This is a genomic window from Deinococcus ficus (genome assembly GCF_003444775.1).
Taxonomy (GTDB): Bacteria; Deinococcota; Deinococci; order Deinococcales; family Deinococcaceae; genus Deinococcus; species Deinococcus ficus.
Genome location: NZ_CP021081.1, coordinates 1,284,846 through 1,307,909 on the forward strand (window position 1 = coordinate 1,284,846; position 23,064 = coordinate 1,307,909).

The following is a 23,064-nucleotide window of genomic DNA, read 5'->3' on the forward strand; positions in this document are numbered from 1 at the left end:
GGGGTGCGGCCACTACACTTGCCCGGTGACGGTCCCTACGCCTTCTTCCGCGCCGGTGGGCCTGCCGGTGGACGCCGTGATCGACCGGCTGGGGCTGGGCGCCTTTCAGTGGCGGCTGCTGGCGATCTGCGGGCTGACCTGGGCGGCGGACGCGATGGAGGTCCTGCTGATGAGTTTCGCCCTGCCGGGGGTGAGCGCGGCGTTCGGCCTGACGCCGGGTTCGGCGGACACGAAGCTGCTGCTCACGGCAACGTTTGCAGGCATGCTGGTGGGTGCGGTGGTGTGGGGCTGGCTGGCCGACCGGGTGGGGCGCCGCGCGGTGTTCCTGACGACCGTGACGCTGGGCGTGCTGTTCGGGCTGCTGGGGGCGGCCGCGCCGACGCTGGGGTGGCTGGTGGCCGCGCGGTTCCTGACGGGCCTGGCGATCGGCGGGACACTGCCGGTGGACTACGCGATGATGGCGGAATTCATCCCGACCGCGTGGCGCGGGCGGTTCCTGGTGTACCTGGAGAGCTTCTGGGCGGTGGGCACGGTGCTGGTCGCGGCGCTGGCGTGGTGGGTGAGCACGGCCTTCGCGCCGGAGCTCGGGTGGCGGTACCTGCTGGCGTTTGCGGCGCTGCCCGGACTGATCGGGCTGCTGGCGCGGCTGGGCATCCCGGACTCCCCGAGGTCGCTGCTGGCCAGGGGGGACACGTCGGGTGCGCGGGCAGCCCTGGCCCGGGTGGCGCAGTCGAACCGCGTGCCGCTGCCGGCCGAACCGCTGGCCGGGCCCGTGACGGGTCCTGCGGTGAGCGCCGCCGCGCTGTTCCGTGGGGTGCTGGGGCGCCGCACGGCGTGGCTGGGCGTGGTGTGGTTCACGCTGAGCCTGGGGTACTACGGCATCTTCACGTGGCTGCCCAGCGTGCTGCGGGCGCAGGGCCTGGACCTGGGCGAGGTGTACCGCACGACCCTGCTGCTGGCCCTGGCGCAGGTGCCCGGCTACCTGCTGGCGGCGTGGCTGGTCGAGCGGGTGGGGCGCCGCGCGACCCTGGCGGGCTTCCTGCTGGTGGGCGCGGCCAGCGCGTACCTCTTCCTTCTCGCCGGCACGCCGGGTGCGGTGCTGGGCACCAGCATGCTGCTCTCGGCCGCGCTGCTGGGTGCCTGGGGGGCGCTGTACGCCTACACCCCGGAGCTGTTCCCGACAGCCGTGCGCGCCACCGGCATGGGCGTCATGAGCAGCCTGGCGCGGGTGGCGAGCGTGGTGTCGCCCAGCGTGGGCGCGCTGCTGGTGACCGGGCAACTCGCGGTCGCCCTGACGGTGTTCGCAGCGTGCTTCGCGGTGGGGGCCGCCGCGGCCTGGGCGGTGGGCGTGGAAACGCGCGGGCGGCAGCTGCCCGGCGACGGGCCGGACGCCCGTCCGGAGGTGAACGCATGACACTTTCAACCACGGCCGGGGGCCAACCCGGCGCGCTGTTCACGGACCTGTACCAGCTCACGATGATGCAGGGGTATTACCGGCACGGCCTGCACGAGCAGGATTCGACTTTCGACCTGTACTTCCGGCGCCTGCCGTTCGAGGGCGGGTACGCGGTCTGGGCGGGCCTGGAACCCATGCTGGACACACTGAGCACCCTGCGGTTCAGCGAGGCCGATCTGGCATACCTGGAGACGCTGGGCGACTTCCGCGCGGACTTCCTGGCGGCCCTGCGGGGCTGGCGCTTTACCGGGCAGGTGGACGCTTTCCCGGAGGGGAGCCTGGTGTTCCCGCACGAGCCGCTCCTGACGGTGAAGGCGCCGCTGTGGGAGGCGCAGCTGGTGGAGACCATGCTGCTGAACACCCTGAACTTCCAGACGCTGGTGGCCACCAAGGCCGCGCGCTGCGTGCTGGCGGCCCGCAGCAGCCCGCACGGGGGAGAGGTCGTGGAGTTCGGCGCCCGCCGCGCCCAGGGACCGGACGGCGCCCTGAGTGCCACGCGGGCCGCCGTGGTGGGCGGCGTGACCGGCACCAGCAACGTGGAGGCCGCCCGGCGCTTTGGTCTGCCGGTGACCGGCACGCACGCGCACGCCTGGGTGGAGAGCTTCCCCACGGAACTGGACGCCTTCCGCGCGTACGCGGCCGTGTACCCGGACGCGACGACGCTGCTGCTGGACACCGTGGATACCCTGCGCAGCGGCCTGCCGAACGCCATCACGGTCGCGCGTGAACTGCGCGCGGCCGGGTATGAGCTGCGCGGCGTGCGCCTGGACAGCGGCGACCTCGCGTACCTGTCCCGGCATGCCCGCGCGGCACTGGACGCCGCCGGGTTCCCGGACGTGCGGATCGTGGCGAGCAACGACCTGTCCGAATCGGTGATCGCGGGCGTGATCGCCGAGGGCGGCCGGGTGGACGTGTACGGCGTGGGCACTCAGCTCGTCACCGCAGGCGGGCCGGGCGGAGGGGCGCTGGGCGGCGTGTACAAGCTCAGCAGCCTGAACGGCCGGCCCCGCATGAAGCTCACCGGGGACCCCGGCAAGGCCAGCGTGCCCGGCGAGAAACGTGTGTGGCGCGCCCACGACGGGCAGGGCCTGCTCGCATGGGACGTGCTGACGCTGGGCGACCCGCCGCGGACCGGGGACGCCGTGAGCGACCCGACCAATCCCCTGCGGGCCGCCCGCCTGCCCGCCGACCTGACCTGGACGGACGCCCGGCAGACCGTCCTGCGTGGCGGCCAGCGCACCCGCCCGGAGGAGCCTCTGAAGGCCGTGCAGACCCGGGCGCAGACGGACCTTGCGGCCCTGCCTCCGGAGACGCGGCGCCTGCTCAACCCGCACCGCTACCGCGTGAGCCTCGCGGCGGACGTGGCCGCGCTGCGGGACCGCGTGAGTGCCGAGCTGCGCGACCACGCCGGCCTGTGAGCCCCGCGCGCCCGCCGGGTGGGGCGGTCTTCGTGGGCCGATTCCAGCCGCCGCACGACAGCCACATTCACAGCATCCGGGTGGCGCTGGAGGCCGCGCCGCGGGTGCTGGTGCTGCTGGGCAGCGCGAACCTGGCCCGCAGCGTGAAGAACCCCTTCAGCGCGCCGGAACGGGTCCGGATGCTCCGCGCCGCCCTGCGCGACGCCGGGGGCGATGTGAACCGCGTGGCCTTCCGGCCGCTGGCGGACCGCTTCGACACCGCCCTGTGGGTGCAGGACGTGCAGGCGGCGGCCACCCGGCACTTCGGCATGGGTGCGCCGGTCGCCCTGGTCGGCCACGAGAAGGACGCCAGCACCGCGTACCTGCAGTGGTTCCCGGACTGGGCGCGGGTGACCGTGCCGTTCACGCCGGGTCTGAACGCCACCGACCTGCGCGCCGCCCTGTTCACCGGGGGCGGCTGGCCGCCCGGGACCCCGCCGGCCGTGCAGGCGTGGCTGGAGGCGTTTCGCCGGACGCGCCCGGCTGCCCGGCTGGGCCGCGAGTGGCGGGCCGTGGAGGCCGCCCGCGCCGCCCTGCCTCCCGGCCTGCCGCTGCATGAGGAACGCTGGCTGCACGTGCAGGGCGACGCCGTGTGGCTGCGCGTCCGGCGGGACTCAATTGGGGACGGCCTCTGGGAGCTGCCCGGCCGCGCCCTGCCGCCCGGCGAGCAGCCCGCGGTGTCCACCCCGCATGTCTTCACCCATCCTGCCCGCTCCCTGGTGGCTCCGGCGGCCGCGCACGTGCACCTGGGCCCGCCCCCGGACGACCTGCCGGCCCGCCTTGTGCCGCTCGGGGTGGCGCTCGCCCGGCCGCGGCGCTTCTTCGAGGATCACCACGTGATCCTCACGCGGCTGCTAGCCTTGCGCCGTGACTGAGTCCGTCCCCGCCCGCCCCCGCCTGCGCCTGCGCGTCACGGCCGCCGCCGAAGGCCACCTGCGCTCCGGGCACCCGTGGCTGTACGAATCGAGCGTCCGCGAACAGAACCGCGAGGGGGACGCCGGGGAACTCGCCGTGGTGTACGACCGCCGTGACCGCTTTCTGGCGATCGGACTGTACGACCCGCACTCCCCGCTGCGGCTGCGTGTGCTGCACGCCGGGTCCCCCGTGACCCTGGACGACGCGTGGTGGGCCGGACGGCTGGGCGAGGCGTTCGGGCGCCGCGAGGCGCTGTTCGGTCCCCTCGGGGCGCCGGTGGACACGGACGGGTACCGCCTCGTGAACGGCGAGTCCGACGGCTGGCCCGGCCTGGTGCTGGACCGCTACGCCGGGGTACTGGTCCTGAAGCTGTATACCGCCGCGTGGTTCCCGCACCTGGAGCGGGTGCTGGCCCTGCTCGCGGACCGCGCGCCGGGCCTCGCGGTGGTGCTGCGCCTGAGCCGCAACATCCAGGAGCGGGCGCGCGCCCTGAACCTCCGCGACGGGCAGCTGCTCGCCGGGGAACTGCCTGCGAACCCCGTGCACTTCCAGGAGTCCGGTCTGACCTTTGAGGCGGACGTGCTGCGCGGCCAGAAGACCGGGTTCTTCCTCGACCAGCGGGAGAACCGCCGGCACGTGCAGGCCCTCGCGCGGGACCGCCGGGTGCTCAACGCGTTCTCGTTCAGCGGGGGCTTCAGCCTGTATGCCGCTCGGGGCGGGGCGCGGCACGTGACCAGCCTGGACATCAGCGCGCACGCCCTGCGCAGCGCCGAGGCGAACTACGCCCTGAACCCTGACCTGAAAGCCGTGCACGAGACGGTGCAGGCGGACGTGTTCGAGTGGCTGGGGCGCCCCGGGCGGAAGTTTGATCTGGTGATCCTGGACCCGCCCAGCCTGGCACGGCGGGAAACGGAGCGGGCCGGGGCCATCCGCGCGTACGGAAAGCTCGCGGCGGACGGCATCCGCGCGCTTGAGCCCGGCGGAATTCTGGTGAGTGCGTCGTGCAGCGCGCACGTGAGCGCCGAGGAATTCTGGGGCGCGGTGCGGGAGGCCGCGGACCGCAGTGGCCGGCCGTGGCGGGAACTGCGCACCACCCGGCACGCCCCGGACCACCACGCCTCCTTCCCGGAGGCCGAATACCTGAAATGCATTTATTTGCAGCTCGACTGAACGTTATCTAGGTGGCGTTGGGGGCGGCGGAGCCGTCAAGAGTCGCCCGTCCTGCCCGTCCGGGATTGTAAGAATCATGTGCATTTCTTCTGACTACGCTGAGCCATGTTCAAAACCCAGACCAAGCGGGCGCTTGCCCTCAGCCTCCCCCTGATTCTCGGTTCCGCCTCCGCCGCCACCATCAAGATCGCCACCATCAGCCCCCTCTCCGGCGACCTCGCCCCCATCGGCACAGAAGTGCAGCGCGGCGCGGAACTCGCCATCCGCGAGCAGCAGAAGGCCTTCAAGGCCCTGGGCCACGACCTGGTGCTCACCGCCGTGGACGACAAGGCCACCGCCAACAGCGCTGGCGCCCTCGTGAAGAACCTGATCGCGGACGCCCAGGTGCTGGGCGTGGTGGGCGCGCTGAACTCCAGCGTGACCAACGTGGTCGGCCAGACGCTCGCCGGCTCGAACCTCGCGGTGATCTCCCCGGCCAGCACCAACGACGGCCTGACCGGCAACGGCTGGAAGAACTTCAGCCGCGTGGTCGCGCCCGACAAGGCCCAGGCGGTCGCCGCCGCCGCCTACATGACCGAGAGCCTCAAGGTCAAGAAGGTGTACGTCCTGTCCGACAACACCGCCTACGGCAACGGCCTGACCCGCGCCCTGCTCGCCAGCCTGAAGTCCCGCCCGATCACGGTGGCCGGCTACCGCGGCGCCAGCAGCGACGAGCAGATCCAGGTGGCCGTGCGCGCTGTGGCCGCCGCGAACCCGGACCTCGTGTACTTCGGCGGCACCGACGACGTCGGCCCGAAGATCCTCAAGGCCATGCGCGCCGCCGGCGTGAAGGCCAAGTTCATGGGCGGCGACGGCCTGGATTCCCCCAGCTTCGTGAAACGCGCCGGCATCGACGCCTCCGGCGTGCTGTACAGCACCGGCTTCGGCCCGGTCACCGTGTTCAACGGCTCGCAGGACTTCGCCAACCGCTACCAGGCCGCGTTCAAGGCCGCGCCCAGCGGGGTGGCCGTGTACGCCCACGACGCCACGCAGACCCTGCTGGAAGCCATCCGCATGAGCCTGCCCAAGAACGGCAACCTGCCCAGCCGCGCCGCGGTGGCCGACAACGTCCGCAAGGTGAACTTCGACGCCTGCTTCGACTCCAGCAAGGGCACCTGCCCCAGCATCTCCGGCCCGATCAGCTTCGACTCGACCGGGGAACGCCAGCGCTCCCGCGTGCTGATCATGCGCTTCGACGAGGTGCTGCAGCCCAAGGTCGTGACCCTGCAGACCGTGAAGGCCGCCGACTTTTGAACCGCTGACCCCTGAACGCCCCAGGGCGCCCCACCTCCCGCCGAACCGCGGGGAAGGGGGCGCCCTGGGGCGTTTTTCTGTTCGCGCGGCTCAGGCGCCCGGCTGCTCTCCGGCGAGGTGCAGCCAGGTGCTCAGCACCGAATCCGGGTTCAGGCTCACGGAGTCGATGCCCTGGTCCATCAGCCACTGCGCCAGCGCCGGGTGGTCGCTGGGCCCCTGCCCGCAGATGCCGATGTACTTGCCCTTGGCCTTCGCGGCGCGGATCGCCATGCCCATCAGGGCCAGCACGGCCTCGTTCTGCTCGTCGAACATGTCGGCCACCAGACCGCTGTCGCGGTCGAGCGCCAGGGTCAGCTGCGTGAGGTCGTTGCTGCCGATGGAGAACCCGTCGAACAGGTCCAGGAACTGGTCGGCCAGAATGGCGTTGCTGGGCACCTCGCACATCATGATGACCTTCAGGCCGTTCTCGCCCTGCACCAGCCCGTGCTCCCGCAGGATCTCCAGGATGCGGCGGCCCTCGTCCACGGTGCGCACGAACGGAATCATCAGCTGCACGTTCGTGAGGCCCATCTCGTCGCGGACCTCCTTCATGGCGGCGCACTCCAGTGCGAACGCGTCGCGGAAGTCCTCGCTGCGGTAGCGGCTTGCGCCGCGGAACCCGATCATGGGGTTCTCCTCGGTCGGTTCGTAGGCCGGGCCGCCGATCAGATGCGCGTACTCGTTGCTCTTGAAGTCCGACAGGCGCACGATCACGGGCTTGGGCGCGAAGGCCGCCGCGATGCTCGCCACACCCTCGGCCAGCTTCTCCCGGAAGAAGTCGCGCGGGCTGGCGTACCCGGCGGTCTTCTCCTCGATCTGGGCCTTCACATCGGCGGGCACGTCCGGGTAGTCCAGCAGCGCGCGCGGGTGAACGCCGATCACGTTCGAGCAGATGAACTCCACCCGGGCCAGCCCCACGCCCTCGTTCGGCAGCGCCGCGAACGAGAACGCGCGGTCCGGAGAGGCGACGTTCATCATGATCTTCATGCCCACGGGCGGCATGGCGTCCAGTTCCACCCGGTCCAGGTCGTAGTCGAGGCGCCCGGCGTACACGTACCCGGTGTCGCCCTCGGCGCACGAGACCGTGACCTCCTGCCCGCTCTCGAGTTCCCGGGTGGCGTTCCCGGTGCCCACCACGGCCGGGATACCCATCTCGCGGGCGATGATCGCGGCGTGGCAGGTGCGCCCGCCGCGGTTCGTGACGATGGCGCTGGCGCGTTTCATCACGGGTTCCCAGTCGGGGTCGGTCATGTCGGCGACCAGCACGTCGCCGTCCTGCACGCTGCTCATCTGGGACAGGTCCTTCACGACGCGCACCACGCCCGCCCCGATGCGGCTGCCCACCGCGCGGCCCTCCACGAGCACCTCGCCCTGCCCGGTCAGCGTGAAGCGTTCCAGGGTGCGGCCGGCGCGGCTCTGCACGGTTTCCGGGCGGGCCTGCAGGATGTAGATCAGGCCGTCGCGGCCGTCCTTGCCCCACTCGATGTCCATGGGGCGGCCGTAGTGATTCTCGATGGTCACGCACTGCCGCGCGAGTTCCGTCAGGTCCTCGTCGTTCAGGCTGAACGCGGCGCGCTCGTCCTCGGCGACGTCCACGGTCTGCACGCCGCCCTCGGGCGCGTAGATCATCTTCTTCTGCTTGCTGCCGCGGGTGCGGCGCAGCACGGCCTTCTTGCCCTGGCCCAGCGCGGGCTTGTACACGAAGAACTCGTCCGGGTTCACGGCGCCCTGCACGACCATTTCCCCCAGGCCGTAGCTGCTCGTGACGAACACGGCGTCCCGGAAGCCGCTCTCGGTGTCCAGCGTGAAGGCCACGCCGCTCACGCCCAGGTCGGTGCGGACCATGCGCTGCACCCCGGCGGAGAGCGCCACCTCGCTGTGCGAGAAGCCCTGGTGCACGCGGTAACTGATGGCGCGGTCGTTGTACAGGCTGGCGAACACCAGGCGCACGTGCCTCAGCACCGCCTCGATGCCGCGCACGTTCAGGAAGGTCTCCTGCTGCCCGGCGAAACTCGCTTCCGGCAGGTCCTCGGCGGTGGCACTGGACCGCACGGCCACGTCCGGCTCCACGCCGCCCTCGCCCATGGCGGCGTACGCCTCGCGGATCGCCTGCTCCAGCGGGGCGGGCAGCGCGGCTTGCTCCACCCAGCCGCGGATCTCGCGGCCCGCCTCGGTCAGGGCCTGCACGTCGCTGACGTCCAGGGCCGACAGGCGGTCCCCGATCTTCTGCTCGATCTGGTTTTCCTGCAGGAACAGGCGGAACGCGTCGGCGGTCGTGGCGAAGCCCCCGGGGACGCGCACGCCGGCGCCGGCGAGGCCCTGAATCATCTCGCCGATGCTGGCGTTCTTCCCGCCGACGATCTCCACGTCCGTCATCCTTAGTGTCTCGAACGCACGAATCATATCCATGTGTACTCTCCGTCGCCGAGAGGCTTTTCGCTCACCGGCAGGGGTGGTTTAGTGTTGACGAGCCGCTACTGCTCCCCGGAGTGTAACCGAGTGCACGCCGCCCGCCCCGCCCCCTTGTCTGTGCCCTCGGGACGTGCCGCGCCGCGCCCCGGCGTGCCACCCTGGGGCATGCCGCAGCCGCGCACCGTTCTGATCGTCTCCGACCACACCGGCCTCACCGCCGAGAACATCGCCCGCGCCCTGCTCACCCACTTCCCCGGGCAGACCTTCACGTACCTGCGCCGCCCCTTCACGTCCAGCCTGGACGCCGCCCGCGCCGTCGCCGAAGAGGTCCGCGGGCTGGCGGAGCAGGGCGAGCGGCCCGTGATCTTCACGACCATCACCGCCCCGGACGTGCTGCGCGCCCTGGACGACACGCCCGCCGAGATGTTCGACCTGCTCACCGAGAACGTCACCCGGCTCGGGGGGCTGTTCGGCGAGCGGCCCCGGCTCGCCACCGGCGGGCACCACGACATGCAGGACACCGAGGCGTACCTCAGCCGCATGGAGGCCCTGGACTTCGCGCTCGCCACCGACGACGGCGTCGGCGACCGCCAGTACAACCTCTCCGACGTGATCCTGGTGGGCGTCTCCCGCGCCGGCAAGACGCCCACCAGCCTGTTCCTGGCGTTGCAGCACGGCATCCGCGCCAGCAACTACCCGCTCGCCGAGGACGACTTCGAACGCGACAGCCTGCCCGCGCCGCTCGCGCGGCATCAGGCCAAGCTGTTCGGCCTGACCATCGACCCCCGGCGCCTGCACGCCATCCGCACGCAGCGGCGCCCGAACAGCCGCTACGCCAGCCTGGAACAGTGCGAGTACGAGGCCAAACGCGCCGAGCGGCTGTTCACCAGCCTGGGCATTCCCTGCAAGGAGACGACCTCCGCCAGCGTGGAGGAGATCGCCGCCGGCATCCTGCGGCATCTGCGGCGCGAACAGGGCCGCTGACGCTGGGCCGCGCCGGGTCATTCCTGGCGGCGGGCCCGGTAGCGGCGGATCAGGGCGTTCGTGCTGCTGTCGTGCGCGAGGTCCGGCGTGTCCGGGCCGAGTTCCTTCACGATCCGGCCCGCCAGCACCTTCCCGAGTTCCACGCCCCACTGGTCGAAGCTGTTCACGTCCCAGATCACGCCCTGCACGAATACCTTGTGCTCGTACAGCGCGATCAGCGCCCCCAGCGTGTGCGGCGTGAGCCGGTCAGCCAGCAGCGTGCTCGTCGGACGGTTGCCCTCGAACACCCGGTGCGGCGCGAGGACCTCCGCCACCCCCTCGGCACGCACTTCCTCCAGCGTCTTCCCGAAGGCCATCGCCTCGGTCTGCGCGAACACGTTCGCCATAAGCAGGTCGTGGTGCGACCCGCCGCCCGGCAGCGGCAGCGGATTCAGGGTCTGCGCAAACCCGATGAAATCGCACGGAATCAGCTTCGTGCCCTGGTGGATCAGCTGGTAGAAGGCGTGCTGCCCGTTCGTGCCCGGCTGCCCCCACACCACCGGTCCCGTCTGGTAATCCACCCGCCGGCCGGCCAGGGTCACGGACTTGCCGTTGCTCTCCATGTCCAGCTGCTGCAGGTACGCGGGGAAGTACGCGAGGTACTGGTCGTACGGCAGCACCGCCTGCGTCTCCGCGCCGAAGAAGTTCCCGTACCACACGCCCAGCAGCGCCATCAGCACCGGCAGATTCGCCTCCAGCGGCGCGGTGCGGAAGTGCTCGTCCATCGCGTGAAAGCCCGCCAGCAGCTCCTGGAAGTGCTCGGGGCCCACCGCCAGCGTCAGGCTCAGGCCGATGGCGCTGTCCAGGCTGTAGCGGCCCCCCACCCAGTCCCAGAACCCGAACATGTTCGCCGGGTCGATCCCGAAGCCCTGCACCTCCGTGGCGTTCGTGCTGACCGCCACGAAATGCCGCGCCACCGCCCGCTCGTCCCCCAGCGCCGCCAGCAGCCACGCGCGGGCGCTGCGGGCATTCGCCATCGTCTCCTGCGTGGTGAAGGTCTTGGAACTCACGATGAACAGCGTCTCGGCCGGGTCCAGGTCCCGGGTCTTCTCGGTCAGGTCGGTGCCGTCCACGTTCGACACGAACCGCACGGTCAGGTCCCGCTGCGCGTAATGCTTCAGTGCCTCGTAGGCCATCACCGGCCCCAGGTCCGACCCGCCAATCCCGATGTTCACCACGTTCCGGATGCGCAGCCCGGTGAAGCCCCGCCACTGCCCGGAGCGCACCTCACGGGCGAACGCGAACACCCGGTCCAGCACCCCGTGCACGTCCGGCACCACGTCCTGCCCGTCCACCTGGACCACCGCGCCCCTGGGCTGGCGCAGCGCCGTGTGCAGCACCGCGCGGCCTTCCGTCACGTTGATCCGTTCGCCGCGCAGCATGGCGTCCCGCCGCGCCTCCACGCCCCGCTCGCGGGCCAGGGCCAGCAGGCGCCTCAGCGTCTCATCCGTCACGCGGTGCTTGCTGTAATCCAGGTACAGCCCCGCGCCCTGGGCAGTCAGCCGCGTGCCGCGCTCCGGGTCCTGTGCGAACAGGTCCCGCAGGTGCAGCTCACGAACATCCTGATGGTGCGCCTCCAGCGCCTTCCACGCTGGGGAATCGGTTAGCCAGGCAGTCATTCCCCGAGGATACGCCCGGAAAAACGGCCGCCAGCGTGGACCTCAGGAAAACCCGAAGGCGGCGCCCCGCCCACTCAGGCGGCGTCGCCCTCGCGGTCGAGCTTCGCGAAGATCATCCGCCCCACGTTCGTCTGCACGTTGTTCACCACCAGCACCCGCGCCAGCTTCCCGCGCAGCTTCAGGCCGTCCTCCACGACCACCATCGTGCCGTCCTCCATGTACCCCACGCCCTGCCCGGCCTGCTGGCCGTTCTTGGTGATCACCACCGTCAGCTGGTCCCCGGCCTGCACCTGGGGTTTCAGGGCCACGGCCGCCTCGTGAATGCTCAGGACCGTCAGGCCGTGCAGCTTGGCGATCTTCGTGAGGTTCCCGTCGTTCGTGACGAGCTTCCCGCCCGTCTCCCGGGCAAGGCGGATGAGCTTGTCGTCCACCGTGCTGAGGTTCGCGTCGTCCCAGTCCTCGACTCGCAGCTGCCGCACCTGCCGCAGGTCCTCCAGCACCGCCAGCCCCCGCTTCCCGCGGGTGCGTTTCTGCGCGTCCGGGTGATCGGCCAGCGTCTGCAACTCGCGCAGCACGAACCCCGGCACGACCAGCTCTCCGTCCAGGAACCCCGCCTGCACCAGCGGTACGATCCGCCCATCGATCACCACGTTGGAATCCAGAATCTTGCTGCCCGGCTTGCGGCGCACCTGCGGGAACGACAGGATCCCGAACGCGTCGGCGTGCTGCACCGCGAACCCCACGAAGAACACCGAGAGGATCAGGGTGGTGGTCAGGCTCATGATCCACGAGTAGAACGGCAGGCTGCGCATCAGGTTCCCGATCAGCACGCTCAGCAGGAGCGCCACGATCAGCCCGAAGGTCGCTGCCGCCACCGTCCGCGGCGAGAGGCGGTCATACCAGGTGTTGAAACGCGCCAGCCAGCCCGCCACCCACCGCTCCAGACGGTTCAGGCTCAGGACCGCGGTCAGCAGCCCCGCCAGCATCAGGCTCAGCGTGTTCACCAGGACCAGCGGCCCCGGCGCGGAGCCCAGCAGCAGGCCCGCGGCCAGCCAGCCCACCATCAGGCCCAGAAACAGGATGAACAGCCGTACCACCAGCATCCCCGCCAGTGTACCCGGTTCAGGATGTGAAGAACCCCACCGCACGCACCCTGCGGCCGGGCCGGCTTCTCAACCCCCGTTCGGGGTGCGGGCGGGCACGCCCAGCTGCCACAGCGCTCCATCCAGGGCGGCCGCCAGCTCGGTCAGGTTCCCGGTGTTCTCCAGCACGGCCGTCGCCCGGCGGCGCTTTTCCTCCGCGGGCAGCTGCGCCGCGTCCCGGGCCAGCACCTCCTCGCGGCTCAGGCCGCTGCGGGCCGTCACGCGCGCCACCCGCACGTCCAGCGGGGCGTCCACGACCAGCACGGCGTCCATGCCCCGCTCCAGCCCCCCCTCGAACAGCAGGGGAATGTCCTGCACCACCCACGCCTCCCCACGGGTGAACGCCTCGGCCTCCAGGGCCATCATGCGCCGGCGGACCTCGGGGTGCACCACCGCGTTCAGCGCCGCCAGGGCCTCCGCGTTCCCGAACACCTGCCCGGCCAGCGCGGCCCGGTCCAGCACCCCCCCGGACACCGTGCCCGGAAACAGGGCCGCGAGGCGCGCGACCACGGCCGGGTCGCCCGTCACCTCGCGCGCGACCACATCCGCATCGAGCACCGTCAGACCCCGGTCACGCAGCAGGGCCGCCACGGTGCTTTTGCCCGCTCCTATGCTGCCCGTCAGGCCCAGCCGCCGGACCCGGCCGGTCACGTCAAGGGCCGCCTCGCCAGCCGGGGAAACGCTGCTCATGCCGTGACTGTACCAGCCGCCCGGTCAGTTCCGGGTCACGTGCCCGCCCGAAGCTGACCGGGCGGGGCCGCGCCCTGCCGCCCGTCCTGGAGAGGCTCCGGGCGCGTCGGGGGGGCTCATGCAAAGAACATGTGCGGCGCGGCCCTGTTCCACTATCATGCGCCCAGACTGCTTCAGCCTGACCGGGGTGGGCCCACCTCCTGACGACGCGCCCGTGACCCACCGGGCAAGCCTGCCCCCCACCCCCGATCCACCTCACGGAGGTTCACGAGTGAAACCCAGCCTGCCATCCCTTGCCACCCTGCTGCTCACCGCCGCCCTGACCGGCGCCTCGGCGCAGACCGCGCCCACCACCCCCGCCGCGCCCGCCCAGACGGCCCCGGCCGCCCCGGCCAAACCCGTGCCCGCCGCCAGCTACGTGGCACTGGGCGACATGTACTTCAACCAGGGCAAGTACGACATGGCGTACGTCGCCTACCGCGCCGCCGCGCAGCTGGAGGCGCAGAACCCCCGCGCGCTGCTCGGCCTGGGCCGCAGCCAGACGAAACTGCGCCTGTACGGCCCCGCCATCGAAACCCTGCGCCGCCTGATCAGCGTGGACGCCACCAGCATCAGCGGCTACATCGCCCTGTCGCAGGCGTACCAGCAGCAGTACGTGCAGACCTCCGACCTGGCCTCCGTCGCCCGGAACCTGGAACTGGCGCAGAACGTCCTGACGCAGGCGCAGACCGTCGCGCAGTCCCAGACCGGCACGGACCGCGACCTGAACCTCAGCAAGATCTGGAACGAACGCGGGTACGTCTACCGCCTCCAGGGCCAGATCACGCAGGCCATCGAGGCCTTCAAGCAGGCGAACACCCTGAACCCCGACAACAGCGTCGTGCTGTACAACCTGGGCGACATGTACTACGTCAGCGGCGACCTGCCCCAGGCGCTGAACTACCTGCAGCAGGCCGTGATCGCCGACCCTGCCGACCCCTACAACCGCGCGTACTACGGCAAGCTGCTGGCCCTCAGCGGCAACGTCATCGCCGCCCGGCCGGAAGCCGCGCAGGCCGCGAAGCTCGCGCCCACCAACGCGTACGCCGTCGGGCAGTACGGCGTGGTCAGCTACCTCGCCAAGGACCCCGTCCAGGCCCGCACGCAGCTGAACGCCGCGCTGCGCCTCGACCCCCTGCGTTACCCGGAGTTCTACTACTACCTGGGCCGCCTGAACCTGGACGCCAACGACCTGAAGGCCGCCCGGGACGCCCTGACCCGCGCGGCCGCGCTGGGCAGCACCAACCCCGAGTACCTGTACTACCTGGGCCTGAGCTTCGAGCGCAGCAACACGGTCAGCCCCTCCGACCGCGTGAAGGCGCGCGAGAACTACGAACGCGCCCTGAAACTCAGCCCCAACTACAAGCTCGCGCAGGACGGCCTGAACCGCGTGAAGTAACCGGAAGGTCAGAAGGGACGCCCGATCAATGGGCGTCCCTTCCTTTTATGGGCTTACGTTCGCGCGGCCCGCTGCGCCTGCACCCAGGCCAGGAAGGCCGCCTGATCCAGGGTGTTCAGCACCTGCGCCGGCGTCAGGCCCGCCTTGCGCGCCACGGCCACCCCATAGCGCGCGTCCCGCAGGCCGCTCAGCGTATGCGCGTCGGTGTTGATCGCGAAGGTCAGCCGGTCCCGCCAGCGCAGCGCGTCCCGCCAGTCCAGGTCCAGGCGGTAGGCGTTCGCGTTGATTTCCACTGCCGTCCCCCGCTCCACGCATGCCTCCAGCACGGCGTCCACGTTCAGGGCGTAGGGCGGGCGGCGCAGCAGCAGTCGCCCGGTCGGGTGGCCCAGCACCGTGACCAGCGGGTGACTCGCGGCGCGGATCAGCCGCTCGGTCTGCCGGGCCTCGGGCAGCGTGAAGTGGCTGTGCACGCTGGCGACCACGTAATCGAGTTCGGCCAGCACGTCGTCCGGGTAGTCGAGGGTGCCGTCCTCCAGGATGTCCACCTCGGCGCCCGCCACGACCGGCACGCCGTCGGCCTGCAAGACGCGGACCTCCTGAAGCTGCGCGCGCAGCCGCTCGATGCTCAGGCCGTTGGCGTAATGGGCAGCGCGCGAATGATCCCCGGTGCCCAGGAAGGCGTGCCCCAGCGCCACGGCCGCCCGGGCCATGTCGGCGATGCTGGCCGTGCCGTCCGACCACACGGAGTGCGTGTGCAGCATGCCCTTCAGGTCCGCCACGGTCACCAGATCGGCCGGGGCGGGCAGCGACGTCCAGAGCCCGTCGTGTTCCGGATCGCGGTACTCGGCCGGCCGGAAGGGGAGCCCGAGTTCGCGGTAGACGCTCGCCTCGTCCGGGGTGTCCAGGCGGGCGCCCGCGCGGAACAGGCCCCGGCCGCTGAGGTCCAGGCCCTGCCCGGCCGCGTCCTGCCGCAGGGCGTCGCGGTAGGCGGTGCTGCCGCCCATCATCAGGTCCAGGGCCCCGCGCGCCCCAGGCGGCGCGAAGGCGACCTCCACGGGCACACCCCCCAGCCGCCCGGCCACCACCGGTTTGCCCTCGACCGGGGCGGCGTCCTCCACCGCTGCCCCCAGGCGGGCCAGGACGTCCTCGACCGATCCCGTCACGGTCACGCGGGCGGTCCGCACCGTGTCCAGGCCTCGCCGCACGTCCCCGGAGGGAACGGGGGAGAGGTCCGCCAGGGCGGCCAGCAGGGTTTCCACAGCGTCCACACCGGCACTCAGGTGTTGCCGGTCCTGGTTCGCCAGCACGAACTCCACCGCCTCCAGGAAAGATGCCGCGCTCTTCGCGCCGAAGCCCTTCAGGGCGGCCACGCGGCCGTCCAGGCAGGCTTCACGCAGCACCTCCGGGGAGTCGATGCCGGCGTCCCACAGCGCGCGGATCTTTTTCGGGCCGAGGCCCCGCACGCGGAACAGACCCAGCACGCCGGGCGGCACCTGAGCGGACGCCTCCTCAAGCGGCGGGAAGGCGCCCGACTCCACCAGCGTCAGCAGCTCGGAGGCGATGCCCTTCCCGACCTTCGGCACGCCCGCGAACGCGGAGGTGGCCAGGGACTCCAGTTCCGCGTCCACGCTCTCCAGGCCGCGGGCGGCACTGCGGTACGCCTGAGCGCGGAAGGCGTCGGCGCCCAGCACGTCCAGGAGGTCCGCGGTGAGTTTCAGGATGCCCACCAGGGTCTTGCGGGTCATGGCGGCTTCAGCCATGACGCACCCGTCCCTGGTACGTCACCACGCGGCCATTCACGTCCTGAATCTGCTTCAGGGCCTCACCGAACCGGAACCCTACCTCGGCGGGAGCGTGCGCGTCGCTGCCCAGCACGAAAGGAATGCCCCGCTCGGCGGCCAGCCGTGTCAGGTCTGGGGCCGGGTAGGCCTCGGCCACCGGCTTGCGCCACCCGGCCGTGTTGAAATCCAGGCTGAGCCCGGCGTCGGCGATCACGTCCAGGGCGTGCAGGGCGTACACGCCGTCCGGGTCGCGGTGCCCGAACTTCTTCGGCAGGTCCAGGTGCCCGATGGAGTCGAACAGCCCGCTGCGGGCCGCGCCCTCCACCAGCGCGTAGTAGTCGCGGTACAGGTCAGGCAGGGCCCGCCAGTCGTACTCCGCCACGAACTCCGGATTGTCGAAGCCCCAGGCGCCCAGGTAGTGCACGCTGCCGATCACGTAATCCCAGTCGTACCGGGCCAGCAGGTCCGCCACGAACCGCTCCGTGCCGGGGTGGAAGTCGGCCTCCAGGCCCAGGCGCACGTCCAGCCGCCCGCGAAACGCCTCCTGCACCGCGCGGACCTCCTGCACGTACTCGTCCAGCTGATCGAGGCGCATGCGCCACGGCGCGTCGTACCAGGCGGGCATGGGGGCGTGGTCCGTGAAGCACACGCCGTCCAGGCCGGCGTCCAGGGCAGCCTGGGCGTACTCGCGCGGCGTGCCGGTCGCGTGGCCGCACAGCGGCGTGTGCATGTGCGAATCGAACAGGGGAGAGGCCATACCTCAGGCTAGCGTCCGGACCGGAAGGGCTTCCGCAGGGGCAGGGAGACCTGAAGTTCATTCACGGCGCGGCGGTGAGGTGGTCCTGGCGTGCCTCATGACTCTGACCCGAGATGATCTCCAACGGTCACGTTTTCAGAGAGTGCGCAACCTGATTGCGTCAGCCCGGCGGTAGTCAACCCGGCTGAATCGAGCCTTGTTGAATGAGAGCCATACAGCCGATTCCGATCCGTAGGAGTGGTGTTCGGAATGGCCGAACGATAATTCCGGATGATTGCAAAATTGCGCGCCGCTGCCTACTGTGGAGCTCAAGCACTCAATTTAAAGCCGTCTGCTGCCGCCCACCGGGGGCCGGTCAGTCAGGCCGCCAGCTGGAGGGTTCATGCACAAGCGTCCTCTTTCCGTCCTCATGCTCAGCCTCGGCCTTCTCCTGCCTGCCTGCGGCACCACGCCCCAGGGCGCCCCCACGCAGGCCCCGGCGGCCGGCAGCATCGTCGCCACGCCCGACGAGTGCGCCACCTTCGACCAGTACCCCATGGTCGTCGCCCGCGTCGCGTTCAACACCGAACGCGACTTCTACGACCTCGCCACCACCTTCGAGTTCCTCGGCGGCACCCTGGAGGACCGCTACGTCCTGCTCGACCTCAGCAAGAAGGAGTACGAGCAGCTGAAGGTCACCGGCCTCACCCGCGGCTGGAAGGTGGAGATCGACCAGACCGCCACGAAACGCGAGAGCGCCGCGCTGGACATCGTCGCCGCGGGCGGCACCGTGAAGAACGAACTGAGCGCCCAGTCCATTCCCGGGTACAGCTGCTACCGCACCGTGGAGGAGACGTACCAGACCATGGACCAGCTGGCCGCGCAGTACCCCAACCTGGTCACGGTCAAGAGCATCGGCCCGACGTGGCTGAAAAGCCGCGGGACCGGCGGGTACGACATGAAGGTCATCATCATCGGGAACAAGAACAACACCAGCACCAACAAACCCAAGGTCGTGATGACCAGCAGCATTCACGCCCGCGAGTACACGCCGGCCGAACTGCACACCCGCCTTGCCGAGTACCTGCTCACCAACTACGGCAAGGATGCCGACGTGACCTGGATGCTGGACAGCCAGGAGGTGCACCTGGTGCTGCAGGCCAACCCGGACGGCCGCAAGAAGGCCGAGGCGGGGGCCAGCTGGCGCAAGAACGTGAACAACACCAGCGGGTGCAGCACCAGCGCGTACGGTACCGACCTGAACCGCAACTTCAACACCTTCTGGGGGCAGGGCGGCAGCAGCACCGACCCGTGCAACGAGACGTACATGGGCCGCAGCGCCGCCAGCGAGCCTGAGGTGCAGAACATCCAGAACTACCTGAAGTCCGTGTTCCCGGACCAGCGCGGCCCGAACCTGGGTGACGCCGCCAGCCTGGACACCATGGGCGTGTACATGGACACCCACAGCTACTCGAAGCTGGTCCTGTGGAGCTGGGGCCACACCACGACCGCCGCGCCGAACGGCACGCAGCTGCAGAGCCTGGGCCGCAAGTTCGCGTACTTCAACGGGTATAAGCCGCAGCAGGCGGTGGGCCTGTACCCCACCAGCGGCACCACCGAGGATTACGGATACGGGGAACTGGGCATCGCCAGCTACACCATCGAGCTGGGCAGCGCGTTCTTCGAGTCGTGCAGCAGTTTCACGAGCGACGTGATCCCGAAGAACCAGCCGGCGCTGCTGTACGCCATGAAGGCCGCCCGCGCCCCATACCGCATGGGCAGCGGCGCGGACGTGGTGAACGTCTCCGCGCCCGCCAGCGTGACTGCCGGCAGCGCCTTCACCCTCAGCGCCCGCGCGGACAGCACGCGGTACAACAACATGAACGGCACCGAACCCGGCCGCGCGGTGACGGGCGCCGAGTACTTCGTGGACCGCGCCCCCTGGGAGGGCGGCACGGCCGTGCCCATGACCGCCAGCGACGGCAGCTTCAACGCCACCGCGGAGAACATCACGGCCAGCGTGCCCACGGGCGGCCTGAGCGCCGGGCGGCACACCATCTACGTCCGCGCGAAGAACACCAGCGGCAACTACGGCCCGGTCAGCGCGGTGTTCGTGACCGTGGGCGGCACGGGCGGCAACGTCGCCCCGGTGGCGAGCTTCACGAACACGGTCAGCGGCCTCACCGCGAACTTCACCAGCACCAGCACCGACAGTGACGGCACCATCGCCGGGTACAGCTGGAACTTCGGGGACGGCACGACCAGCACCGCCCAGAACCCCGGCAAGACCTACGCGGCCGCCGGCACGTACACCGTGACCCTGACCGTCACGGACAACGCCGGGGCCACGCACTCGACCAGCAAGGCAGTCACGGTCAGTAATGGCGGCACGGTCACGTACAGCGGCAGCGTGACGTCCGGCGGCACCTCGTACCAGCCGGGCACGGCCGGCCGCAGCTACGCCGCGGGCACCCTGCGGGCCACGCTCAGCGGCCCCAGCGGCACGGACTTCGACCTGTACCTGCAGAAATTCAACGGCACCAGCTGGGTGGACGTCGCCTCCAGCGAGAGCAGCAGCAGCAGCGAGAGCATCACCTACACGGCCACCAGCGGCACCTACCGCTGGGAGGTGTACGGGTACTCCGGCAGCGGTTCCTACACCCTGAACGTCACCGCCCCCTGAACTGAGGGCTCCTGACCCGCACCGATCCCGGGCTTCCCGGGGTCGGTGTTCTCATTGCATAAAAGTGCAATTGTCTGTATTTCCGTGCAGTCGGACTCCGCTCCTGACTGGGAAGCTGGCCCCCGCCTCTGTATACTTCCCACCTATGACGAGTCGCGCCCGCAGCAGCAAGAAGAAGGCGGCCCCCACCCCGCCGCCGGCCGGACCCACCCTGCACACCCCGGACACCCTGCCCGCCCCCGTCCTGGCCGGCCGGGACTTCCTGAGCAACCTGGACATGACGGCCGCCGAACTGCGCACCGTGATGGACACCGCCCACAGCATGAAACGCGGCGAGTGGCGCGCCGTGAAACCCCTGAACGGCCTGAGCCTCGCCCTGGTGTTCGAGAAGGCCTCGCTGCGCACCCGCACCACCTTCGATGTCGGCATGTACCAGCTGGGCGGGCACGCCATCACCCTCAGCAACCAGGAGGTCGGCCTCGGCACCCGCGAGCGCGTCAGCGACGTGGCCCGCAACCTGGAACGCTGGGTGGACGGCGTCATGGCCCGCGTGTACCTCCAGGGCACCCTGCAGGAACTCGCCGAGAACGCCGAGATCCCCATCATCAACGGCCTGTCGGACATGCTGCACCCCGCCCAGCTGCTCGCCGACTACCAGACCATCGAGGCAGAGTACGGCCAGGACCTGCGCGGCAAACGCATCGTGTACATCGGGGACGGCAACAACCTCGCCAACAGCCACATCCACATGGGCATCCTGACCGGCACGGACGTCACCATCGTCACCCCGGTCGGGTACGAACCGAACGCCTCGGTCGCGATGGACGCCGTGAAACGCGGCGCGAACCTCACCATCACCAATGACCTGTCCGCCGTGGAGGGCGCCGACGTGCTGTACACCGACGTGTGGATCAGCATGGGCATGGAAGCCGAGGCCGACATCCGCCGCCGCGCCTTCCGCGGGTACCAGGTCACGCCCCGCATGCTGGACACCATCGCCGGGGACGGCGTGTTCCTGCACTGCCTGCCCGCCCACTACGGCGAGGAAACCGTTCCGGAAGCCACCGAGCACCGCAAGAGCCGCGTGTTCGACCAGGCCGAGAACCGCCTGCACGCCCAGAAGGCCCTGATGTACCACCTGATGGGCGCCATGACCCCCCGCTGGTGAACGGCGACGCGGCAGCGGCTTCGGCAGGTGCCATGATCGGAGGGATGGGCGCCGCACCTGCCGAACCCGTGGAATGGCTGGACCTCGTGAACGAACGCGACGAGGTGACCGGCCGCGTGACCCGCGAGGACGCCTGGGCCCGGCGCCTGCCCGTCCGCGTCGTGAACGCCTTTCTGGTGAACGCGCGCGGCCAGCTGTGGATTCCGCGCCGCACGCCGTCCAAACACACCTTCCCCGGGTGCCTGGACATGAGTGTCGGCGGGCACGTGGAGAGCGGCGAGTCGTACGAGCAGGCCTTCCGCCGCGAAACGCGGGAGGAACTGAACCTGAACGTGGACGACCTGCCCTGGCAGGAGATCGCGGCGTTCTCGCCCTTCCAGACGACCCTCAGCACCTTCATGCGGGTGTACGAACTGCGCGCCGACGAGGCCCCCGCCTTCAACACCGCCGACTTCAGCGGCGCCGAATGGCTCACGCCGGCGGAACTGCTGGAGCGCGTCGCACGCGGAGACCCGGCGAAAGGCGACCTGGCCGAACTCGTGCGGCGGTGCTACCCCACATGACCACCCTGACCACCCCACGCCTGATCGTGCGTCCGTTCCGGGAGGCCGACCTCCCGGCGTTCACGGCTTACCGGAACGACCCGGCCGTGGCCCGTTACCAGGGCTGGGCATTGCCCTACCCGGCTGAAGCAGCCCAGGCCATGCTGTCCGGGCGCGCCCTCGGCGAGGACGGCTGGGTGCAGCGCGCCGTCACCCTCCCGGACGGCACGCTGCTGGGCGACGTGGCGCTGAACACGCACGGCCCGCAGGCGGAACTGGGCGTGACCCTCGCCACCCACGCGCAGGGGCGCGGCTACGCCCACGAGGCCCTCACCGCCCTGATCGCCCACGCCTTCGCCGTTCTGGGCCTGCACCGCCTGCACGCCGGCATCGACCCGCGCAACGAACCCGTCACTCGGCTGCTCACGCGCCTGCACTTCCGGCACGAAGGCACCCACATCCAGAGTTACTGGCACCGCGGCGAGTGGACCGACGAGGCCACCTACGCCCTCCTCAGGAGTGAATGGACCCATGACCCAACCCAAGATCTTCATTGACGGCGAGGCCGGCACCACCGGCCTGCAGATCCGCCAGCGCCTCCAGGCCCGCACCGACCTGGAGCTGCTGAGCATCGACCCGGCCCGCCGCAAGGACCCCGCCGCCCGCGCCGAACTCCTGAACGCCGCCGACGTGTCCATCCTGTGCCTGCACGACGACGCGGCCAAGGAGGCGGTGCAGCTCACCACCAACCCCGCCGCCCGGCTGCTGGACGCCAGCACCGCCCACCGCGTGAACCCGGACTGGACCTTCGGCTTCCCCGAACTGAACGCGAATCAGCCGGACCGGATCCGCGCGGCGCGCCTCGTGGCGAACCCCGGGTGTTACAGCACGGCCGCCATCGCGCTGCTCGCCCCCCTCACCGCCCGCGGCATGCTGCCTGCCGACCACCCCATCAGCATTCAGGGGTACAGCGGGTACAGCGGCGGCGGCCGCGCCCTGGTGGACGCCCACGAGCGCGGCGAGGCCCACCCCATGCGCGGGGACTTCCTGTCGTACGCCCTGGGCCTGGACCACAAGCACCTGCCGGAAATCGTGCGGTACGGCGGCCTGACCCGCACCCCGGTCTTCACGCCGAACGTGGGCGCCTGGGCGCAGGGCATGATCGTCACCATTCCCCTGCACCTGGATGCGCTGGGCACCACCGCCGCCGCGCTGCACGGGGCGCTGGACGACCACTACCGCGGGCAGAACTTCGTCCGCGTGGGGCGCATGGCCGAGAACCCCGCCATCCTGGACCCGCAGGCCCTGAACGACACGAACAACCTGGAACTGTTCGTGTACGCGTCGGCCGACGGGGAACGCGCCGTGCTGGCCGCTCGCCTCGACAACCTCGGGAAGGGCGCCGGGGGCGCAGCCGTGCAGAACCTCGACCTGATGCTCTCCGCGCGGACCAGTCCGTCCGCCTGAGCTCCTCAGTCATAGAAAAGGACGCCACACGAC

Annotated in this window: 18 protein-coding genes; 12 read left to right on the forward strand and 6 right to left on the reverse strand. The window is 70.6% G+C overall.

Features of this window, described 5'->3' with window-relative positions:
- The first annotated feature begins 25 nt into the window (after positions 1-25).
- From DFI_RS06330 to DFI_RS06350, 5 genes are all read left to right on the forward strand, one after another.
- Entirely contained in the window at positions 26-1,414 is a 1,389-nt protein-coding gene (locus tag DFI_RS06330; protein WP_244940335.1) for an MFS transporter, read from the forward strand.
- Positions 1,411-2,874 carry a nicotinate phosphoribosyltransferase gene (locus tag DFI_RS06335; RefSeq protein WP_027462560.1) on the forward strand — a complete coding sequence of 488 codons (1,464 nt, stop codon included), beginning with the start codon at positions 1,411-1,413 and terminating at the stop codon, positions 2,872-2,874. Before DFI_RS06330 ends, DFI_RS06335 begins: the two co-directional genes overlap by 4 nt.
- 32 nt (positions 2,875-2,906) lie before the next feature.
- The gene (locus DFI_RS06340; protein WP_244940336.1) at positions 2,907-3,788 is read left to right on the forward strand and encodes an adenylyltransferase/cytidyltransferase family protein; all 882 of its coding nucleotides are present in this window, start codon (positions 2,907-2,909) and stop codon (positions 3,786-3,788) included.
- Positions 3,781-4,998: a 23S rRNA (cytosine(2499)-C(5))-methyltransferase gene (locus tag DFI_RS06345; RefSeq protein WP_027462562.1), complete on the forward strand. Its 1,218-nt coding sequence runs from the start codon at positions 3,781-3,783 to the stop codon at positions 4,996-4,998. The genes DFI_RS06340 and DFI_RS06345 overlap by 8 nt, the downstream gene beginning before the upstream one ends.
- 105 nt (positions 4,999-5,103) lie before the next feature.
- The gene (locus tag DFI_RS06350; RefSeq protein WP_027462563.1) at positions 5,104-6,291 is read left to right on the forward strand and encodes a branched-chain amino acid ABC transporter substrate-binding protein; all 1,188 of its coding nucleotides are present in this window, start codon (positions 5,104-5,106) and stop codon (positions 6,289-6,291) included.
- Between the two features lie 90 nt (positions 6,292-6,381).
- Here the strand turns inward: DFI_RS06350 and ppsA are convergent, their stop codons facing one another.
- Positions 6,382-8,739 carry a pyruvate, water dikinase gene (ppsA, locus tag DFI_RS06355; protein ID WP_027462564.1) on the reverse strand — a complete coding sequence of 786 codons (2,358 nt, stop codon included), beginning with the start codon at positions 8,737-8,739 and terminating at the stop codon, positions 6,382-6,384.
- A gap of 168 nt (positions 8,740-8,907) precedes the next feature.
- Here ppsA and DFI_RS06360 point away from each other — a divergent pair, with 168 nt between their 5' ends.
- Positions 8,908-9,726 (forward strand): pyruvate, water dikinase regulatory protein, encoded by an 819-nt coding sequence (locus tag DFI_RS06360; RefSeq protein ID WP_027462565.1) that lies wholly within the window; start codon positions 8,908-8,910, stop codon positions 9,724-9,726.
- A 17-nt stretch (positions 9,727-9,743) separates the two neighbouring features.
- Here DFI_RS06360 and pgi read toward each other — a convergent pair whose 3' ends face one another.
- From pgi to coaE, 3 genes are all read right to left on the reverse strand, one after another.
- Positions 9,744-11,384 carry a glucose-6-phosphate isomerase gene (pgi, locus tag DFI_RS06365; RefSeq protein WP_027462566.1) on the reverse strand — a complete coding sequence of 547 codons (1,641 nt, stop codon included), beginning with the start codon at positions 11,382-11,384 and terminating at the stop codon, positions 9,744-9,746.
- Between the two features lie 74 nt (positions 11,385-11,458).
- The gene (locus DFI_RS06370; protein WP_027462567.1) at positions 11,459-12,487 is read right to left on the reverse strand and encodes a PIN/TRAM domain-containing protein; all 1,029 of its coding nucleotides are present in this window, start codon (positions 12,485-12,487) and stop codon (positions 11,459-11,461) included.
- 69 nt (positions 12,488-12,556) lie between these two features.
- Entirely contained in the window at positions 12,557-13,216 is a 660-nt protein-coding gene (gene coaE, locus DFI_RS06375; RefSeq protein ID WP_043777638.1) for a dephospho-CoA kinase, read from the reverse strand.
- Between the two features lie 271 nt (positions 13,217-13,487).
- Between coaE and DFI_RS06380 the strand changes: the two genes are divergently transcribed.
- Positions 13,488-14,654, forward strand: a complete 1,167-nt coding sequence (locus tag DFI_RS06380; protein ID WP_027462569.1) for a tetratricopeptide repeat protein — start codon at positions 13,488-13,490, stop codon at positions 14,652-14,654.
- A 53-nt stretch (positions 14,655-14,707) separates the two neighbouring features.
- Here DFI_RS06380 and DFI_RS06385 read toward each other — a convergent pair whose 3' ends face one another.
- Both DFI_RS06385 and hisJ read right to left on the reverse strand, forming a co-directional pair.
- The gene (locus DFI_RS06385; protein WP_027462570.1) at positions 14,708-16,414 is read right to left on the reverse strand and encodes a DNA polymerase/3'-5' exonuclease PolX; all 1,707 of its coding nucleotides are present in this window, start codon (positions 16,412-16,414) and stop codon (positions 14,708-14,710) included.
- Positions 16,407-17,192, reverse strand: coding sequence for a histidinol-phosphatase HisJ (gene hisJ, locus DFI_RS06390; RefSeq protein ID WP_027462571.1), 786 nt, complete (start codon positions 17,190-17,192; stop codon positions 16,407-16,409). The genes DFI_RS06385 and hisJ overlap by 8 nt, the downstream gene beginning before the upstream one ends.
- A gap of 382 nt (positions 17,193-17,574) precedes the next feature.
- Between hisJ and DFI_RS21020 the strand changes: the two genes are divergently transcribed.
- The 5 genes from DFI_RS21020 (at position 17,575) to argC (ending at position 23,031) form a co-directional block, all read left to right on the forward strand.
- Positions 17,575-19,854 (forward strand): M14 family zinc carboxypeptidase, encoded by a 2,280-nt coding sequence (locus DFI_RS21020; RefSeq protein WP_162145412.1) that lies wholly within the window; start codon positions 17,575-17,577, stop codon positions 19,852-19,854.
- A 145-nt stretch (positions 19,855-19,999) separates the two neighbouring features.
- The gene (gene argF, locus DFI_RS06400; RefSeq protein ID WP_027462572.1) at positions 20,000-21,022 is read left to right on the forward strand and encodes an ornithine carbamoyltransferase; all 1,023 of its coding nucleotides are present in this window, start codon (positions 20,000-20,002) and stop codon (positions 21,020-21,022) included.
- Between the two features lie 32 nt (positions 21,023-21,054).
- On the forward strand, positions 21,055-21,585 hold the full coding sequence (locus DFI_RS06405) for an NUDIX hydrolase (protein WP_244940337.1): 531 nt from the start codon (positions 21,055-21,057) through the stop codon (positions 21,583-21,585).
- A complete protein-coding gene (locus tag DFI_RS06410; RefSeq protein WP_027462574.1) occupies positions 21,582-22,121 on the forward strand; it encodes a GNAT family N-acetyltransferase in 540 nt (179 codons plus the stop codon). The genes DFI_RS06405 and DFI_RS06410 overlap by 4 nt, the downstream gene beginning before the upstream one ends.
- Positions 22,096-23,031 (forward strand): N-acetyl-gamma-glutamyl-phosphate reductase, encoded by a 936-nt coding sequence (argC, locus tag DFI_RS06415; protein WP_027462575.1) that lies wholly within the window; start codon positions 22,096-22,098, stop codon positions 23,029-23,031. Before DFI_RS06410 ends, argC begins: the two co-directional genes overlap by 26 nt.
- Positions 23,032-23,064: the final 33 nt, after the last annotated feature.

What these genes read in the sequence shown, in the direction of transcription:
- DFI_RS06335 (WP_027462560.1), top strand. Translation starts at nt 1,411, where the DNA reads ATGACACTTTCAACCACGGCCGGGGGCCAACCCGGCGCGCTGTTCACG.
- DFI_RS06350 (WP_027462563.1), top strand. Translation starts at nt 5,104, where the DNA reads ATGTTCAAAACCCAGACCAAGCGGGCGCTTGCCCTCAGCCTCCCCCTG.
- ppsA (WP_027462564.1), bottom strand. Translation starts at nt 8,739, where the DNA reads ATGGATATGATTCGTGCGTTCGAGACACTAAGGATGACGGACGTGGAG.
- DFI_RS06360 (WP_027462565.1), top strand. Translation starts at nt 8,908, where the DNA reads ATGCCGCAGCCGCGCACCGTTCTGATCGTCTCCGACCACACCGGCCTC.
- pgi (WP_027462566.1), bottom strand. Translation starts at nt 11,384, where the DNA reads ATGACTGCCTGGCTAACCGATTCCCCAGCGTGGAAGGCGCTGGAGGCG.
- DFI_RS06370 (WP_027462567.1), bottom strand. Translation starts at nt 12,487, where the DNA reads ATGCTGGTGGTACGGCTGTTCATCCTGTTTCTGGGCCTGATGGTGGGC.
- coaE (WP_043777638.1), bottom strand. Translation starts at nt 13,216, where the DNA reads ATGAGCAGCGTTTCCCCGGCTGGCGAGGCGGCCCTTGACGTGACCGGC.
- DFI_RS06385 (WP_027462570.1), bottom strand. Translation starts at nt 16,414, where the DNA reads ATGGCTGAAGCCGCCATGACCCGCAAGACCCTGGTGGGCATCCTGAAA.
- hisJ (WP_027462571.1), bottom strand. Translation starts at nt 17,192, where the DNA reads ATGGCCTCTCCCCTGTTCGATTCGCACATGCACACGCCGCTGTGCGGC.
- DFI_RS21020 (WP_162145412.1), top strand. Translation starts at nt 17,575, where the DNA reads ATGCACAAGCGTCCTCTTTCCGTCCTCATGCTCAGCCTCGGCCTTCTC.
- argF (WP_027462572.1), top strand. Translation starts at nt 20,000, where the DNA reads ATGACGAGTCGCGCCCGCAGCAGCAAGAAGAAGGCGGCCCCCACCCCG.
- DFI_RS06405 (WP_244940337.1), top strand. Translation starts at nt 21,055, where the DNA reads ATGATCGGAGGGATGGGCGCCGCACCTGCCGAACCCGTGGAATGGCTG.
- DFI_RS06410 (WP_027462574.1), top strand. Translation starts at nt 21,582, where the DNA reads ATGACCACCCTGACCACCCCACGCCTGATCGTGCGTCCGTTCCGGGAG.
- argC (WP_027462575.1), top strand. Translation starts at nt 22,096, where the DNA reads ATGACCCAACCCAAGATCTTCATTGACGGCGAGGCCGGCACCACCGGC.